Source organism: Flavimobilis soli (genome assembly GCF_002564025.1).
GTDB classification, from domain to species: domain Bacteria; phylum Actinomycetota; class Actinomycetes; order Actinomycetales; family Cellulomonadaceae; genus Flavimobilis; species Flavimobilis soli.
On the sequence record NZ_PDJH01000001.1, the window covers coordinates 2,739,387 to 2,756,934 of the forward strand.

The following is a 17,548-nucleotide window of genomic DNA, read 5'->3' on the forward strand; positions in this document are numbered from 1 at the left end:
CGTCAGCCGAGCTGCTGCCAGAGGAACTCGTAGGCGAGCGCCGACATGTGGGCGGCCTGGGCGTTGTCAGCCGCTCCGCCGTGCCCGCCCTCGATGTTCTCGACGTACGTGACGTCCGCCCCGACCTGCTCGAGGAGAGCGGTCATCTTCCGTGCGTGGCCCGGGTGCACGCGGTCGTCGCGCGTCGAGGTGGTCAGCAGCACGGGCGGGTACGTCGCGCCGTGCCGGACCAGGTGGTACGGCGAGAACGTGCGCAGATAGTCCCACTGCTCGGGGTTGTCGGGGTCGCCGTACTCGGCCGCCCACGACGCCCCGGCGAGGAGCTTCGTGTAGCGGCGCATGTCGAGCAGGGGCACCTGGATGACGATCGCACCGAACAGCTCCGGGTACATCGTGAGCATCGCGCCCGTGAGCAGGCCGCCGTTCGAGCCGCCCTTGCAGCCGAGCCGCTCGGGCGTCGTCACGCCCGTCGTGACGAGGTCGCGGGCGACCGCGGCGAAGTCCTCGAACGCGCGGTGCCGGTTCTCACGGAGAGCGGCCTGGTGCCAGGCGGGGCCGTACTCGCCGCCGCCACGGATGTTGGCGAGGACGTAGGTGCCGCCCCGTTCGAGCCACGACCTTCCGAGGACGCCCGAGTAGTCCGCGGTGAGCGACACCTCGAAGCCGCCGTACCCGTACAGGAGCGTCGGGGCGGGCTCGCCTGCAGCCGCGTCCTTGCTGCGCACGACGAAGTACGGGACGCGGGTCCCGTCGTCGGACGTCGCGAAGCGCTGCTCGAACGCGAGACCGCTCGCGTCGAACGCGCTGGGCGCGGACCTGAGCACCTCGGGCGCCGTGCGCCCGGCGGCGTCGACGACGTGCAGCGTCGCGGGCGTGAGGAAGTCGGTGCCGACGACCCACAGGTCGTCCGACTCGTCGCGGTCGACCGCCCCGACGGAGAGCGTCGCCGTCGTGGGCGCCCCGGGGAGCGGCCCGCGCTCCCACCCCGTCGCCCCGTCGGCGGGCGGCACGAGGACCTCGACCCGGTTGCGGACGTCCTCGAGGATCGTCAGGACGAGGCACTCGCGGGTCCACGTGGCGGAGTCGAGGCTCGCGCGCTCGGTGGGCTCGAACAGCACAGTCGGCGTGGCGTCGCCAGCCAGCAGGTCGTCGAGGCGGACGGCCACGAGAGCGCCCGCTGGGTAGGTCGCGCCCGCGGTCTCCCAGGCGTCGCGCAACCGCACGACCACCCACTCGCGGTGCACGTCGACGTCGGCCGAGCGCGGCACCGGGACGAGGGTCGTCGTGCCGTCCTCCTCGAGCACGTACGTCTCGGACTCGTAGAAGGTCACGGCGCGGCTGACGAGGTCGCGCTCGAACCCCGGCGTCCGGTCGTGGTACGCGCTGATGTACAGGTCGTCGGCGGCGCCCTCGTAGACGAGCTCGGCCTCGGCGAGCGGGGTGCCGCGTCGCCAGCGCCGCACGGTGCGCGGGTAGCCCGACGGCGTCGTCGTGCCCGGGCCGAGGTCCGTGTAGACGAAGGTTGTGTCCCGGTCGATCCAGCCGACCCCGCCCTTCGCCTCGGGACGCACGAAGCCGCCGTCGGTCTCGGGGACGAACGCGAGCGTCGTGAGGTCGAGCTCGCGCGTGACGTCGGCGTCCGAGCCGCCGTGCGAGAGCGTGACGAGAGCGCGGTCGCACGTCGGGCGCAGCACGCTCGCGCCGTGCCACACCCAGTCCTCGCCCTCGGTCTCGTTGAGCGCGTCGAGGTCGAGCAGCACCTCCCACCCGGGCGACGCCGTGCGGTAGGACTCCGGCGTCGTCCGTCGCCAGATCCCGCGCGGGTGCGCGGCGTCGCGCCAGAAGTTGTAGAGCAACCCGCCAGCGAGGGAGACGTAAGGGATCTTCGCGTCGTCGTCGAGCACCTCGAGCGCGGCGCGCTCGATCTCCCGCTCGCGTGGCGTCGCGAGCCGCTCGAGCGCCTTGCTGTTGCGCTCGCGGACCCAGTCGAGAGCGCGCTCGCCCTCGACGTCCTCGAGCCAGAGGAACGGGTCGTCGCTCGTCGGGTCGACGACGGTGCCCGTCGCGGCGGCAGGGTGCGGCTGGGTGCTCGACATGGCCCTCACCCTAGGTGGAACCTCCGACGTGTGGCTGCCTCGCGAGCGTCGGTGAGCCGGTGTCGGAGGCGCTTGGCATGATGGGGCGGTGAGCGAGACGAAGCGTGACGACCTGCAGGGACAGGCGACGGCGGGCGACGTGCCGGTGGCCGACGACGAGGCGCGTCAGGCGTGGGCCGAGCTCGCCGAGCAGATCGAGGAGCACCAGGTGGCCTACTACCTGCGCAGCGCCCCGACGATCTCCGACGGCGAGTACGACGAGCTCTTGCGCACCCTGTCGGACCTCGAGGAGAGGTACCCCGAGCTGCGCACGCCCGAGTCCCCGACGCAGCGGGTCGGCGGGACGTTCTCGACGGACTTCGCGTCCGTCGATCACATCGAGCGCATGCTCTCGCTCGACAACGCGTTCTCGCTCGAGGACCTCGGTGCGTGGGCCGACCGCGTCCGCAAGGACGTGGGCGACGCCCCGTTGCACTACCTGACCGAGGTGAAGATCGACGGGCTCGCGGTCGCGCTCGTGTACGAGCGTGGCCGCCTCGTGCGCGGCGTCACTCGTGGTGACGGCCGCACGGGGGAGGACGTCACGCTCAACGTCCGGACGATCGCGAGCATCCCGGCGACGCTGGGCGGGGACCCGGCGACGCATCCCGAGCTGATCGAGGTGCGCGGCGAGGTCTTCATGCTCGTCGACCAGTTCGCGGCGCTCAACGAGGTGCAGGTCGCTGCGGGCAAGCCGCCCTTCGCGAACCCGCGCAACGCCGCGGCCGGCTCGCTGCGCCAGAAGGACCCGCGGATCACGGCGTCGCGCCCGCTGGCGATGTACGCGCACGGCATCGGCGCGCTCGAGTGGGGTGGCGCGACGCCGCCCGTGCCGGGGCTCGAGCCGGGCGCGGAGGGCTCGGACGCCGGGATCGTGCGCCAGTCCCAGGTCTACGAGCTGCTGCGCAGCTGGGGCGTGCCGGTCTCCCCGCACAACCGCATCGTCGACGACCTGGACGGCGTGCGCGAGATGATCGACCACTTCGCCGAGCACCGTCACGAGATCGAGCACGAGCTGGACGGCATCGTCGTCAAGGTCGACGAGGTCGAGCTGCAGCAGCGACTCGGCGCGACGAGCCGTGCTCCGCGCTGGGCGATCGCGTACAAGTACCCGCCCGAGGAGGTCAACACTCGCCTCCTCGACATCGTCGTCGGCGTCGGCCGCACGGGCCGCGCGACGCCGTACGCGGTCATGGAGCCCGTGCGGGTCGCGGGCTCTGTCGTGCGCCAGGCGACGCTGCACAACCAGGACGTCGTCAAGGTCAAGGGCGTGCGCATCGGCGACATGGTCGTGCTCCGCAAGGCAGGTGACGTCATCCCGGAGATCGTTGGGCCGGTGACGGCTGCCGAGGGCGACGGCTACCCGCGCCGGGACTTCGTCATGCCGGCAGAGTGCCCGGAGTGCGGCACGCCGCTACGCCCGATGAAGGAGGGCGACGTCGACCTGCGCTGCCCGAACGCCGAGTCCTGCCCTGCGCAGGTGCGCGGTCGCGTCGAGCACATCGGCTCGCGCTCGGGGCTCGACATCGAGGTGCTCGGCGAGGTGACCGCCGCGGCGCTCACGCAGCCGCTCGTCCCCGAGGTGCCGCCGCTGCGCACCGAGGCCGGGCTGTTCGACCTCCAGGTCGAGGATCTCGTGCCGATCCGCGTCGTGGTCAAGGACTCCGAGACCGGACTGCCGAAGCTCGACGACGACGGCCGTGCGAAGGAGCGCACGCCGTTCGCGCGGCGCGCGACCCGCAAGGACCAGGAGGCGTGGGCCGAGGCTCAGGGCACGACGCTCGCCGCGGCCCAGGAGGCAGGCCTCGAGCCGCCGACGCTCGTCCCCGGCAAGGCTGCGGAAAAGCTCGTCGAAGAGCTCGTCAGGGCTCGGACGAAGGACCTGTGGCGCATCCTCGTCTCGCTCAACATCCGGCACGTGGGCCCGGTCGCTGCGCGTGCGCTCGCGGACCACTTCGGCTCGCTCGACGCGATCCGCTCGGCCTCCCAGGAGGACCTGAGCGCGGTCGAGGGGGTCGGGCCGGTCATCGCCGCGGAGCTGGTCGAGTGGTTCACGGTCGACTGGCACGTCGAGATCGTCGACCGCTGGCGCAAGGCCGGCGTCGTGATGGAGACGCCGGGCCACCCGGGCCCGGGGGCCGTCCGCGAGACTCCGACGGGCGTCCTCGACGGACTGACGGTCGTCGTGACCGGCGGCCTCGAGGGCTTCACGCGCGACGGCGCGAAGGAGGCGATCATCGCCGCCGGGGGCAAGTCGGCCGGGTCGGTCTCGAAGAAGACGGACTACGTGGTCGTCGGGGAGAACGCAGGCTCGAAGGAGACGAAGGCGCGCGAGCTCGGCCTGACGATCCTCGACGAGGACCAGTTCGTCCGGCTCCTCGAGGGCGGTCCGGCGGCTCTCGAGGGCTGACGGCCCGCGACGCCGGGCGCTACAGGAGAAGCGCCTCGACCGCGGGCGCGGACAGCACGTGCTCGGCAGCCATGACGCTCGCGCCGAGCACGCCCGCGCGCTGCTGCGAGCGTGACGCGACGATCCGGAGGTGCTGGGTCGCGAGGGGGAGCGAGCGCCGGTAGACGACCTCGCGGATGCCGGCGATGAGCTGCTCCGCGGCGATGCCGACGACCCCGCCGATCACGACCATCGACGGGTTGAGCATGTTCACGCACGTCGCGAGGACCGCGCCGACGTCGCGCCCTGCTTGGCGCACCGCCTGGACGGCCTCGGTGTCGCCAGCCCGGAGCAGCGCGACGAGGTCGGCGGTGGACGTGACGACCCGACCTGACGTGCGCAGCCGCTCGACGAGCGCGGCGCCACCGGCGACCGCCTCGAGACAGCCCGTGTTGCCGCAGCGGCACACGACGTCTGTGCGGTCGGGTACGGCGACGTGCCCGAGGTCGCCCGCGGCGCCCTGGGCGCCGCGGCGGATCTCGCCGTCGGAGATGATCCCCGCGCCGATGCCGGTCGCGATCTTGACGAAGAGCAGGTGGTCGACGTCGGGCCAGCTCGTCGCGTGCTCGCCGAGCGCCATGATGTTGACGTCGTTGTCGACCAGGACGGGGGCGCCGAGCGCCTCGTGCAGGATCGCCGGGACGTCGGCGTCGTCCCAGCCGGGCATGATCGGCGGGCTCTTCGGCCGGCCCGTCTCGTGGTCGACCGGTCCGGGGACCCCGACGCCGACGCTCGCGATCTCGTGACGAGCTCGCCCGGCAGCGGCAAGGAGCTCGTGCGCGATGGCGACGACGCGCTCGAGCACCGGGCCGGGCCCGAGGGCGATGTCGAGGGGCTCGGAGTGCTCGGCGAGCACGTCAGACGCGAGGTCGGTGAGCGCGAGAGTCGCGTGGGTCGCGCCGAGGTCGACGCCGAGCACGATGCGCGCAGCGGGATTGAAGGCGAAGGTCGCGGGCGGTCGGCCGCCGGTGGACGCGGCCTCGCCGGTGGGGGCCACGAGCCCTGAGGCGAGCAGCTGCTCGACGCGAGCAGCGATCGTCGACCTGGCCTGGCCGGTGATCTGGGCGAGCTCGGCACGCGTGCGCGGCGCACCGTCCCGGAGCAGCTGGAACATCTCACCCGCACCGGAGGGGCGGGACGGTGCTTTGACGATGTCAGCGGCCATGCGCACAGTGAACCACCCTCGCTTCCGTCGGTCACGTTGGCGTAACACTGTCACACATCCGACAACTTTTGATTGACCGTCGACATAAGTGTGCGTAGTGTCGGCCGCATGGTCAACGCAGACCCTGACAAGCCGGGCGAACCGCCCGCGTTCCTCTCGATGCGCGGCATCGTCAAGACCTTCCCAGGCGCCCGAGCGCTCGACGGCGTCGACCTCGACGTCCGGGCAGGCGAGGTGCACTGCCTGCTCGGCCAGAACGGTGCGGGCAAGTCCACCCTCATCAAGGTCCTCGCGGGGGTCCACCAGCCCGACGCGGGCGAGATCACGATGGACGGCGAGCCGGTCGCGCTGCCCACCCCGGTGTCGGCGCTGCGGGCCGGCATCGCGACGATGTACCAGGAGCTCGACGTGGTCGACGGCCTGACCGTCGCCGAGAACGTGTTCCTCGGTCACGAGCTCGCGAGCGCGGGCCTCACGCGACGCGGGGAGCTGCACCGCCGCACGCGCGAGACCCTCACCCGACTCGGCCACGCGGAGATCCCCCCGGGCCGCGAGGTCGGGCGGCTCTCCGCAGCAGGCAAGCAGATCGTCTCGATGGCGAGGGCCCTCTCGCGCGGCGCGCGCGTCATCGTGATGGACGAGCCGTCGGCCGTCCTCGACTCCGAAGAGGTCGACAACCTCTTCCGCGTGGTCCACGAGCTCACGGCCTCCGGCGTCGCCGTGATCTACATCTCCCACCGCCTCGAGGAGATCCGGCGGATCGGCGACCGCATCACCGTCCTCAAGGACGGCCGCACGGTCGCGACCGCCCTCCCGGCCGCGCAGACGCCGACCGCCGAGCTCATCCGCCTCATGACAGGGCGGTCCGTCGAGAACGTGTTCCCCGACCGGTCCGACGTCGCGCCCGACGCGGCACCGGTCCTCGAGGTCGACTCCCTCAGCCTCGCGGGCGTCTTCGACTCGGTCACCCTCGCGGTGCGGCCCGGCGAGGTCGTCGGCATCGCCGGGCTGGTCGGCTCGGGCCGCTCGGAGATCCTCGAGACGATCTTCGGCGCCAGGCGCGCGACGTCAGGGACGGTCAGGGTCGACGGCCGGGCGCTGCGGGCCGGCTCGGTCGGCGCCGCGGTCGCCGCAGGCGTCGGGCTGTGCCCCGAGGAGCGCAAGTCCCAGGGTCTCCTCCTCGAGGAACCGGTCTACCGCAACATCACGCTCTCGACGTTCGCGCGGACCGCACGCGCCGGGCTGCTCGACGAGCAGGCCGAGCGTGCAGAGGCACGTGCGCAGATCGACGGCCTCGGCGTCCGACCGGCAGACCCGGACCGGGTGACCAGGACGCTCTCGGGCGGCAACCAGCAGAAGATCCTGCTCGGGCGGTGGCTCGTCCACGGCTGCAAGGTCCTCCTGCTCGACGAGCCCACGCGCGGGGTCGACGTCGGCGCACGCGCCGAGATCTACGCGCTCGTGAGGCGCCTCACGGCGCAAGGAGCCGCCGTCCTCGTGGTCTCGAGCGAGATCGACGAGGTCCTCGGGCTCGCGGACCGCGTCGTCGTCGTCGCCGACGGCCGCGTCGTCCACACCGGCCCTGCCGCAGACATCGACGAGCACCGGGTGCTCGACCTCGTCATGGAAGGAAGTGCAGCGTGAGCTCTCGCACCGCGACGCCCGATACCGAGGCGAAGGCACCCGCCCGGCGCAGCCGCGTCCTCGGGACGGCCGGGCGCAACACCGGTCTCGTGCTGGCCCTCGTGCTCCTGTGCGTCGTCGGCGTGGTGACGGCCGGGGATCGCTTCGCGAACGTCGACAACGTCATGACGATCCTGCGCCTCGCGTCCGTCATCGGGGTCCTCTCGATCGGCATGACGTTCGTCATCACGGCAGGGGGGATCGACCTGTCGATCGGCGCTGTCATGGGCCTCGCGTCGGTCTGGGCGACGACGATCGCGACCCAGACCATGGCGACGGACACGCACTGGTCGCTCATGGTGTTCGTCGCGCTCGCGGTCGGCCTCGTCGCGGGCCTCGTCAACGGCGTGCTCGTCGCGTACGGCAAGGTCGTCGCGTTCATCGCGACGCTCGCCATGATGGCCGCCGCCCGCGGCCTCGCCGAGATGATCTCCAACCGCCAGACGCAACGCGTGCGCGTCAACGAGTTCCTCGACGCGTTCCGCGGCGACCTGCTCGGCGTACCCGTGCTCGTCTGGGTGTTCCTCGTCGTCGCGGCTGCCGGATGGGTGCTGCTCAACCGCACCACCTTCGGGCGGCGCACCGTCGCCGTCGGCGGCAACCCCGAGGCGTCACGCCTCGCCGGCATCAACATCCGACGGCACACGGTGCTCGTCTACGGTCTCGCCGGCCTCACCGCCGGTATCGGGGCCGTCATGATGCTCGTCCGTACGACCGCGGGTACCTCGACGCACGGCCAGCTCTACGAGCTCGACGCGATCGCGGCCGTCGTCGTCGGCGGGACCCTGCTCGCGGGCGGGCGCGGCACGATCGTCGGCACGGTCCTCGGCGTCCTCATCTTCACGACGCTCACGAACGTCTTCACCCAGAACAACCTCTCGACGTCGGCCCAGGCCGTCGCCAAGGGCGTCATCATCGTCGTCGCCGTGCTGCTCCAGCAGCGTCTCGCGGCGCGCTCCAGGTCCTCGACCTGACCGTCCGCGCCGGGGTGCCCTCGGGGCGCGCGTCCCGGCGACCCTCCGTCGCACCGCTCACCGCACCGTCCATCGCAGACCCGGGTCGCCGGGTGCACACACGAGGAGAACGTCATGCACGCATCACTGTCGCTGCGCCGCCGACTGGCCGTGGGCCTGGGCGCGACTGCGGCTCTCACGCTCGGGCTGACTGCCTGCACGTCCAACGAGGAACCACCGGCGACGACGGCTCCCGCCGCGTCGGCACCCGCCCCTGCCGCGGGTGGCAACGACGAGCCCGGCGACAAGATCGTCATCGGGTTCTCGGGCCCGGCTGCCGACCACGGCTGGCTCGGCGCGATCAACAAGGCGGCGATCGCCGAGGCGGAGAAGTACAGCGACGTCGAGCTCAAGGTCTCGGAGGGCACGAACGACGCCAACCTCCAGATCAGCCACGTCGAGACCTTCATCAACGACAAGGTCGACGCGATCGTGCTGCTCCCGACGGACGGCGCCGCGCTGACCGATGTCGCGATCAAGGCGATGGAGGCGGGGATCCCGGTCGTCAACGTCGACCGCGAGTTCTCCTCGACGTTCGCGGCCCGCGTGACCGTGCTCGGTGACAACTACGGCATGGGCGTCTCGGCGGGCACGTACATCTGCGAGCGTCTCGGCGGGCAGTCCGACGCCGTCGTCGCGGAGATCGCGGGCATCGACTCGCTCCCGCTGACGCAGGACCGCTCGCGCGGGTTCGAGGATGCGCTCAAGGGCTGCGGCCTGTCGGTCTCCAACCGGGTCGCGGCCGACTTCACGATCCAGGGCGGCGAGTCTGCGACGGCGCAGCTCCTCTCGGCTGCGCCGAAGATCGACGCGATCTGGAACCACGACGACGACCAGGGCGTCGGTGTCCTCGCTGCGATCGAGACGGCGGGGCGCGACGAGTTCTTCATGGTCGGCGGGGCGGGCTCCAAGAACGTCATGGACCTCATCAAGAGCGGTGACTCGGTCGTCGAGGCGACCGTCATCTACCCGTCGACGCAGGCTGCCGACGGCATCAAGCTGGCGCGGCTCGTCGCCCAGGGCCGCTCGATGGGCGACCTTGTCGAGACGTCGGTGCCGCGCAAGATCCAGCTGTACGCGCCGGTCGTGACGAAGGACAACGTCGACGAGTTCATCGGCTCGGCCTTCGAGTCCTGACCGTGCCAGGCCGGGTGAGGCCGTCAGGGACGCCCTCACCCGGCCGCACCCACACCGAGGAGGTGACCGAATGAGCAGCTCGAGCTTGCCGCGCCTGGGCGTGGGCATGATCGGCTACGCGTTCATGGGAGCTGCGCACTCCCAGGCGTGGCGCACGGCGCCACGCTTCTTCCCGCTCCCGTTCGACGTGGACATGGCGGTGCTGTGCGGACGCGACGAGGGCCGTGTCCGCGACGCCGCGGCGAGGCTGGCGTGGCACGACGTCGAGACGGACTGGCGTGCGCTCGTCGCCCGGGACGACGTCGACCTCGTCGACGTCTGCACGCCGGGCGACACGCACGCTGAGATCGCCGTCGCGGCGCTCGAGGCGGGCAAGCACGTGCTGTGCGAGAAGCCGCTCGCGAACTCGGTGGCAGAAGCCGAGCGGATGGTCGCCGCGGCCGAGGCGGCGGCCGCCGCGCACGGCGTCGTCGCGATGGTGGGCTTCACCTACCGGCGCGTCCCGGCGATCCAGCTCGCACGGCAGCTCGTGGCCGAGGGGCGGCTCGGGCAGGTGCGCCACGTGCGCGCGCAGTACCTGCAGGACTGGATCGCGGACCCGGCGGCTCCGATGTCGTGGCGTCTCGACCGGTCGCGCGCGGGCTCGGGCGCCCTCGGTGACATCGGGGCGCACGTCGTCGACCTGGCGCAGTTCATCACGGGGGAGAACCTCACCGGGGTCTCCGGGATGCTCGAGACGTTCGTCCACGAGCGTCCCGTGGCTGCGGAGCACTCGGGGCTCCACGGCACGGCGGGGCAGGGGACGGCGCAGGTGACGGTCGACGACGCCGCGATCTTCTACGGGCGGCTGTCCGGCGGCGGGCTCGCGACGTTCGAGGCGACGCGTTTCGCGTGGGGCCGCAAGAACGCGATCCGGGTGGAGGTCAACGGCTCCGCCGGCTCGCTCGCGTTCGATTTCGAGGACATGAACGTCCTGCACCTGTTCGACGCGACCGAGGACACCCGGACGGCCGGGTTCAGGCGAATCGTCGTGACCGAGCCCGAGCACCCGTTCGTGGCCGCGTGGTGGCCCGCGGGTCACGGGCTCGGGTACGAGCACGGGTTCACGCACCAGGTGGTCGACCTGCTCGGGGGCATCGCCTCGGGCGAGGCGCCCCGTCCGACGTTCGCCGACGGCCTGCAGGTCCAGCGCGTGCTGGCGGCCGTCGAGGAGTCGAGCACCTCCGGGAACCGCTGGGTCCCGATCCAGGAGACGCCGGCGGCGACCGTCGGCGCGCACGAGTGAGGAGAAGCACCGTGGCACGACCGATCACGTTGTTCACCGGGCAGTGGGCCGACCTCCCGTTCGAGGAGGTAGCGAGGCTCGCGGCCGGATGGGGCTACGACGGCCTGGAGATCGCCTGCTGGGGCGACCATCTCGACCCGTGGCGCGTCGACGAGCCCGGGTACGTCGACGGGCGCCTCGAGATCCTCGAGCGGCACGGGCTCAAGGTGTGGGCCATCTCGAACCACCTCAAGGGGCAGGCGGTGTGCGACGACCCGATCGACGAGCGCCACCGCGCGATGCTCCCTGACGTCGTGTGGGGCGACGGTGACCCGGAAGGGGTCCGGAGCCGTGCCGCCGAGGAGATGAAGCTGACGGCGCGCCTCGCCGCGCGGCTGGGGGTCGACACGGTCGTCGGCTTCACGGGCTCGTCCATCTGGAAGTACGTCGCGATGTTCCCGCCCGTCCCGGACGGGCTCGTGGAGGCTGGCTACCGCGACTTCGCCGATCGGTGGAACCCGATCCTCGACGTGTTCGACGCCGAGGGTGTGCGCTTCGCGCACGAGGTGCACCCGAGCGAGATCGCGTACGACTACTGGACGACGCACGCGGCGCTGGAGGCGGTCGAGCATCGCGAGGCCTTCGGGTTGAACTGGGACCCGAGCCACATGGTGTGGCAGGACATCGACCCCGTGAGCTTCCTCTGGGACTTCCGCGACCGGATCTACCACGTCGACTGCAAGGACACGAAGAAGAGGATGGGGAACGGCCGCAACGGTCGGCTCTCGTCGCACCTCCCGTGGGCTGACATGCGGCGGGGGTGGGACTTCGTGTCGACCGGGCACGGAGACGTGCCGTGGGAGGACGCGTTCCGGATGCTCAACACGATCGGGTACAGCGGCCCGATCTCGGTCGAGTGGGAGGACGCCGGGATGGACCGGCTCGTGGGGGCGCCCGAGGCGCTCGAGCTCGTCCGGCGGCTCGCGTTCGAGGCGCCGGAGGCGTCGTTCGACTCGGCGTTCAGCGTCCGGGAATGAGGCCGGGCCGTCGCGAGGTGGGGGACATGTGCTCCCCGGCCGGGGATCCCGCGGCCACCGGAGCCGCGGGATCCTGCCGATTTGGTGTTGCGCGCCGAGGGTGTGTAATGTTCTTCGAGCCAGCCTGGCAGGGCGACGGACTCGCAAGAGGGCGTCCCGCCAGGAAGGCCACCCACTCCGAAGACCTGAGAGATCAGGTTGCTGGGGTGCGCCCCAGGGGCAGCAGCCACTCACCGGAAGGCGAGTTGAACTGCGGAGCTTCCTGAGGTAAGTTTGAACGGTTGCCTCCGAGCCGCCCGGAAGGGTTGGTGGGGATGCGCGTCTGTTCCTTGAGAACTCAACAGTGTGCTTGATAGTCAATGCCAAATATCCCTGTCGGGTGGCTTGGTCTGGTCCTTCCTGGCTGGGTCGGGTTGCTCGTAGAGGATTCCTTTGGATAATGGATTGAAAACGCAAGTTTTCGATCTTGATGCCAGTTTTATTCAGGCTGTCCTTCGGGGTGGTCTGCTTCGTATGGTTGTTAACCAGGTTCGCCTGGTTGGCGTCAAACATTTACGGAGAGTTTGATCCTGGCTCAGGACGAACGCTGGCGGCGTGCTTAACACATGCAAGTCGAACGGTGAAGGTGGAGCTTGCTCTGCTGGATCAGTGGCGAACGGGTGAGTAACACGTGAGTAACCTGCCCCTCACTTCGGGATAACCTCGGGAAATCGTGGCTAATACCGGATACGAGGCACCTTCGCATGGGGTGTGCCTGGAAAGATTTATCGGTGGGGGATGGACTCGCGGCCTATCAGCTTGTTGGTGGGGTAATGGCCTACCAAGGCGACGACGGGTAGCCGGCCTGAGAGGGCGACCGGCCACACTGGGACTGAGATACGGCCCAGACTCCTACGGGAGGCAGCAGTGGGGAATATTGCACAATGGGCGCAAGCCTGATGCAGCGACGCCGCGTGGGGGATGAAGGCCTTCGGGTTGTAAACCCCTTTCAGCAGGGAAGAAGCGAAAGTGACGGTACCTGCAGAAGAAGCGCCGGCTAACTACGTGCCAGCAGCCGCGGTAATACGTAGGGCGCAAGCGTTGTCCGGAATTATTGGGCGTAAAGAGCTCGTAGGCGGTTTGTCGCGTCTGGTGTGAAAACTCAAGGCTCAACCTTGAGCTTGCACCGGGTACGGGCAGACTAGAGTGCGGTAGGGGTGACTGGAATTCCTGGTGTAGCGGTGGAATGCGCAGATATCAGGAGGAACACCGATGGCGAAGGCAGGTCACTGGGCCGCAACTGACGCTGAGGAGCGAAAGCATGGGGAGCGAACAGGATTAGATACCCTGGTAGTCCATGCCGTAAACGTTGGGCACTAGGTGTGGGGCTCATTCCACGAGTTCCGTGCCGCAGCAAACGCATTAAGTGCCCCGCCTGGGGAGTACGGCCGCAAGGCTAAAACTCAAAGGAATTGACGGGGGCCCGCACAAGCGGCGGAGCATGCGGATTAATTCGATGCAACGCGAAGAACCTTACCAAGGCTTGACATACACCGGAATCATGCAGAGATGTGTGCGTCTTCGGACTGGTGTACAGGTGGTGCATGGTTGTCGTCAGCTCGTGTCGTGAGATGTTGGGTTAAGTCCCGCAACGAGCGCAACCCTCGTCCTATGTTGCCAGCACTTCGGGTGGGGACTCATAGGATACTGCCGGGGTCAACTCGGAGGAAGGTGGGGATGACGTCAAATCATCATGCCCCTTATGTCTTGGGCTTCACGCATGCTACAATGGCCGGTACAAAGGGCTGCGATACCGCGAGGTGGAGCGAATCCCAAAAAGCCGGTCTCAGTTCGGATTGGGGTCTGCAACTCGACCCCATGAAGTCGGAGTCGCTAGTAATCGCAGATCAGCAACGCTGCGGTGAATACGTTCCCGGGCCTTGTACACACCGCCCGTCAAGTCACGAAAGTCGGTAACACCCGAAGCCGGTGGCCCAACCCTTGTGGAGGGAGCCGTCGAAGGTGGGATTGGCGATTGGGACTAAGTCGTAACAAGGTAGCCGTACCGGAAGGTGCGGCTGGATCACCTCCTTTCTAAGGAGCCACAACCGATCGGATCTACCACTGGTTCACCTGCCTTGCGGGTGGCGGTGCCGGTCGGTCAAGTGCCACGCTCGGGCCGAACGCGCCTGGGGTGGGACGCTCATGGGTGGAACATTGACTTCTTGCGAGCTCGGGTGCTGGTGCACCGGTCAGTACGCCTCCTTGTGGGGTGGGAACGCCACGTGCCGGCGGCCTGGGGGAGTTCAAGCACACTGTTGGGTCCTGAGGGAACAGGCCTCTCGGTGCCGGTGACGGCGTCGGGTGGACTGGTTTCCTTCACGGACTGCCCCTGGCGGGTGAACCGCTGGTGATCTTCGGGTCGCCGGTAGGCGCGGCGCTGGTAGGGGGTGGGGTCGTTGGTAGCTTGAGAACTGCACAGTGGACGCGAGCATCTTTGTAACATCAAAGATTTATCTTTGGTATCTGCAATTTAGCTGTTGTCAAGTTTTTAAGGGCACAGGGTGGATGCCTTGGCACTAGGAGCCGAAGAAGGACGTTGTAGCCTGCGATAAGCCTCGGGGAGTTGGCAAACGAACCGTGATCCGAGGATGTCCGAATGGGGAAACCCACCTGGAGTCATGTCCAGGTACCCGCACCTGAATATATAGGGTGTGTGGAGGGAACGTCGGGAAGTGAAACATCTCAGTACCGACAGGAAGAGATATTCCGTGAGTAGTGGCGAGCGAAAGCGGATCAGGCCAAACCGATGGCGTGTGATACCCGGCAGGGGTTGCGTCATCGGGGTTGTGGGACCTCTTGGATCATTCTGCCGGATGGTCAGGGAGTCAGAAAGCTTCGTCATAGTCGAAGGCCTTGGGAAGGGCCGGCACAGAGGGTGACACCCCCGTAGACGAAATGGCGTAGCCTCCCGAGAGTGTTCCCAAGTAGCACGGGGCCCGAGAAATCCCGTGTGAATCTGTCGAGACCACTCGATAAGCCTAAATACTACCTAGTGACCGATAGCGGACAAGTACCGTGAGGGAAAGGTGAAAAGTACCCCGGGAGGGGAGTGAAATAGTACCTGAAACCGTGTGCCTACAATCCGTTGGAGCCTCCTTAGCAGGGGTGACAGCGTGCCTTTTGAAGAATGAGCCTGCGAGTTAGTGCTCAGTGGCGAGGTTAACCCGTGTGGGGAAGCCGTAGCGAAAGCGAGTCCGAACAGGGCGATCATAGTCGCTGGGTCTAGACCCGAAGCGGAGTGATCTACCCATGGCCAGGTTGAAGCGCGGGTAAGACCGCGTGGAGGACCGAACCCACCTAGGTTGAAAACTGGGGGGATGAGCTGTGGGTAGGGGTGAAAGGCCAATCAAACTCCGTGATAGCTGGTTCTCCCCGAAATGCATTTAGGTGCAGCGTCACGTGTTTCTTGCCGGAGGTAGAGCTACTGGATGGCCGATGGGCCCTACAAGGTTACTGACGTCAGCCAAACTCCGAATGCCGGTAAGACAGAGCGTGGCAGTGAGACTGCGGGGGATAAGCTCCGTAGTCGAGAGGGAAACAGCCCAGACCACCAGCTAAGGCCCCTAAGCGTGTGCTAAGTGGGAAAGGATGTGGAGTTGCACAGACAACCAGGAGGTTGGCTTAGAAGCAGCCACCCTTGAAAGAGTGCGTAATAGCTCACTGGTCAAGTGATTCCGCGCCGACAATGTAGCGGGGCTCAAGTACACCGCCGAAGCTGTGGCATTCACATTTTCGCTAGGCCTTCGTGGTCCAGGCATGTGGATGGGTAGGGGAGCGTCGTGTGGGCAGTGAAGCTGCGGGGTAACCCAGTGGTGGAGCCTACACGAGTGAGAATGCAGGCATGAGTAGCGAATGACGGGTGAGAAACCCGTCCGCCGAATGACCAAGGGTTCCAGGGCCAGGCTAATCCGCCCTGGGTAAGTCGGGACCTAAGGCGAGGCCGACAGGCGTAGTCGATGGACAACGGGTTGATATTCCCGTACCGGCGAAGAACCGCCCAGACCGAACCCGGTGATGCTAAGCGCCCGGACCGTCACCTGTTGACCCTTCGGGGTCTTGGTGTGCGGCGAGGCCGCGACCCGAGCTGGTAGTAGGTGAGCGTATTAACAGGGGTGACGCAGGAAGGTAGCCGAGCGTGGCGATGGTTGACCACGTCCAAGGTTGTAGGGCGAGCAGTAGGCAAATCCGCTGCTCACATAGCCTGAGAACTGACGGTGACCCCGTATGGGGGATGATTCGGTGATCCTATGCTGCCTAGAAAAACCTCGACGCGATGGTTCTAGCCGCCCGTACCCTAAACCGACTCAGGTGGTCAGGTAGAGAATACTAAGGCGACGAGATAATCATGGTTAAGGAACTCGGCAAAATGCCCCCGTAACTTCGGGAGAAGGGGGGCCTGAGGCGTGTACCGGCTTGCCCGGGAAGCGTTTGAAGGCCGCAGAGACCAGGGGGAAGCGACTGTTTACTAAAAACACAGGTCCGTGCGAAGTCGCAAGACGATGTATACGGACTGACGCCTGCCCGGTGCTGGAAGGTTAAGAGGACTGGTCAGCTCTTCGGAGCGAAGCTGAGAATTTAAGCCCCAGTAAACGGCGGTGGTAACTATAACCATCCTAAGGTAGCGAAATTCCTTGTCGGGTAAGTTCCGACCTGCACGAATGGCGTAACGACTTCCCCGCTGTCTCAACCGTGAACTCGGCGAAATTGCACTACGAGTAAAGATGCTCGTTACGCGCAGCAGGACGGAAAGACCCCGGGACCTTTACTATAGCTTGGTATTGGTGTTCGGTGCGGCTTGTGTAGGATAGGTGGGAGACTGTGAAGCCGGCACGCCAGTGTCGGTGGAGTCATCGTTGAAATACCACTCTGGTCGCTCTGGATACCTAACTTCGGTCCGTGATCCGGACCAGGGACAGTGCCTGGTGGGTAGTTTAACTGGGGCGGTTGCCTCCTAAAATGTAACGGAGGCGCTCAAAGGTTCCCTCAGCCTGGTTGGCAATCAGGTGTCGAGTGCAAGTGCACAAGGGAGCTTGACTGTGAGACTGACAGGTCGAGCAGGGACGAAAGTCGGAACTAGTGATCCGGCGGTGGCTTGTGGAAGCGCCGTCGCTCAACGGATAAAAGGTACCCCGGGGATAACAGGCTGATCTTGCCCAAGAGTCCATATCGACGGCATGGTTTGGCACCTCGATGTCGGCTCGTCGCATCCTGGGGCTGGAGTAGGTCCCAAGGGTTGGGCTGTTCGCCCATTAAAGCGGTACGCGAGCTGGGTTTAGAACGTCGTGAGACAGTTCGGTCCCTATCCGCTGCGCGCGCAGGAAACTTGAGAAGACCTGTCCCTAGTACGAGAGGACCGGGACGGACTAACCTCTGGTGTGCCAGTTGTTCCGCCAGGAGCATGGCTGGTTGGCTACGTTGGGAAGAGATAACCGCTGAAAGCATCTAAGCGGGAAGCTCGCTTCAAGATGAGGTTTCCACGCCCCTTGCGGGTGAGAGGCTCCCAGTAGACCACTGGGTTGATAGGCCGGATGTGGAAGTGAGGACCAAAGACTCATGGAGCTGACCGGTACTAATGAGCCGACAACTTGATAACAACAAATTTGTGCTACGCGTCCACTGTGCG

At 67.3% G+C, this 17,548-nt stretch carries 8 protein-coding genes and 2 rRNA genes; 8 read left to right on the forward strand and 2 right to left on the reverse strand.

Annotated elements, in window-relative coordinates; all coding sequences use genetic code 11:
• Positions 1–2: 2 nt before the first annotated feature.
• Positions 3–2,096 (reverse strand): prolyl oligopeptidase family serine peptidase, encoded by a 2,094-nt coding sequence (locus tag ATL41_RS12325; RefSeq protein WP_098458736.1) that lies wholly within the window; start codon positions 2,094–2,096, stop codon positions 3–5.
• A gap of 88 nt (positions 2,097–2,184) precedes the next feature.
• Here ATL41_RS12325 and ligA point away from each other — a divergent pair, with 88 nt between their 5' ends.
• The gene (ligA, locus tag ATL41_RS12330; protein ID WP_098458737.1) at positions 2,185–4,545 is read left to right on the forward strand and encodes an NAD-dependent DNA ligase LigA; all 2,361 of its coding nucleotides are present in this window, start codon (positions 2,185–2,187) and stop codon (positions 4,543–4,545) included.
• Between the two features lie 19 nt (positions 4,546–4,564).
• On the opposite strand, the gene ATL41_RS12335 is transcribed toward ligA, so the two are convergent.
• Positions 4,565–5,749 (reverse strand): ROK family transcriptional regulator, encoded by a 1,185-nt coding sequence (locus tag ATL41_RS12335; protein WP_245854831.1) that lies wholly within the window; start codon positions 5,747–5,749, stop codon positions 4,565–4,567.
• Between the two features lie 108 nt (positions 5,750–5,857).
• Between ATL41_RS12335 and ATL41_RS12340 the strand changes: the two genes are divergently transcribed.
• The 7 genes from ATL41_RS12340 (at position 5,858) to ATL41_RS12370 (ending at position 17,518) form a co-directional block, all read left to right on the forward strand.
• A complete protein-coding gene (locus ATL41_RS12340; protein ID WP_098458738.1) occupies positions 5,858–7,393 on the forward strand; it encodes a sugar ABC transporter ATP-binding protein in 1,536 nt (511 codons plus the stop codon).
• Positions 7,390–8,406, forward strand: coding sequence for an ABC transporter permease (locus tag ATL41_RS12345; RefSeq protein ID WP_098458739.1), 1,017 nt, complete (start codon positions 7,390–7,392; stop codon positions 8,404–8,406). The genes ATL41_RS12340 and ATL41_RS12345 overlap by 4 nt, the downstream gene beginning before the upstream one ends.
• Before the next feature lie 114 nt (positions 8,407–8,520).
• Complete coding sequence (locus ATL41_RS12350; RefSeq protein ID WP_098458740.1) at positions 8,521–9,582, forward strand: substrate-binding domain-containing protein; 1,062 nt, start codon at positions 8,521–8,523, stop codon at positions 9,580–9,582.
• A gap of 70 nt (positions 9,583–9,652) precedes the next feature.
• Positions 9,653–10,867 carry a Gfo/Idh/MocA family protein gene (locus ATL41_RS12355; protein ID WP_245854833.1) on the forward strand — a complete coding sequence of 405 codons (1,215 nt, stop codon included), beginning with the start codon at positions 9,653–9,655 and terminating at the stop codon, positions 10,865–10,867.
• Between the two features lie 11 nt (positions 10,868–10,878).
• On the forward strand, positions 10,879–11,883 hold the full coding sequence (locus ATL41_RS12360) for a sugar phosphate isomerase/epimerase family protein (RefSeq protein ID WP_098458741.1): 1,005 nt from the start codon (positions 10,879–10,881) through the stop codon (positions 11,881–11,883).
• A 551-nt stretch (positions 11,884–12,434) separates the two neighbouring features.
• Positions 12,435–13,956, forward strand: a 16S ribosomal RNA gene (locus ATL41_RS12365).
• A 447-nt stretch (positions 13,957–14,403) separates the two neighbouring features.
• A 23S ribosomal RNA gene (locus ATL41_RS12370) occupies positions 14,404–17,518 on the forward strand.
• The 16S and 23S rRNA genes sit together here, the layout of an rRNA operon.
• Positions 17,519–17,548 lie beyond the last annotated feature (30 nt).

Coding starts and splice junctions, on each gene's coding strand:
- ATL41_RS12325 (WP_098458736.1), bottom strand. CDS start 2,096: ATGTCGAGCACCCAGCCGCACCCTGCCGCCGCGACGGGCACCGTCGTC.
- ATL41_RS12335 (WP_245854831.1), bottom strand. CDS start 5,749: ATGGCCGCTGACATCGTCAAAGCACCGTCCCGCCCCTCCGGTGCGGGT.
- ATL41_RS12340 (WP_098458738.1), top strand. CDS start 5,858: ATGGTCAACGCAGACCCTGACAAGCCGGGCGAACCGCCCGCGTTCCTC.
- ATL41_RS12350 (WP_098458740.1), top strand. CDS start 8,521: ATGCACGCATCACTGTCGCTGCGCCGCCGACTGGCCGTGGGCCTGGGC.
- ATL41_RS12355 (WP_245854833.1), top strand. CDS start 9,653: ATGAGCAGCTCGAGCTTGCCGCGCCTGGGCGTGGGCATGATCGGCTAC.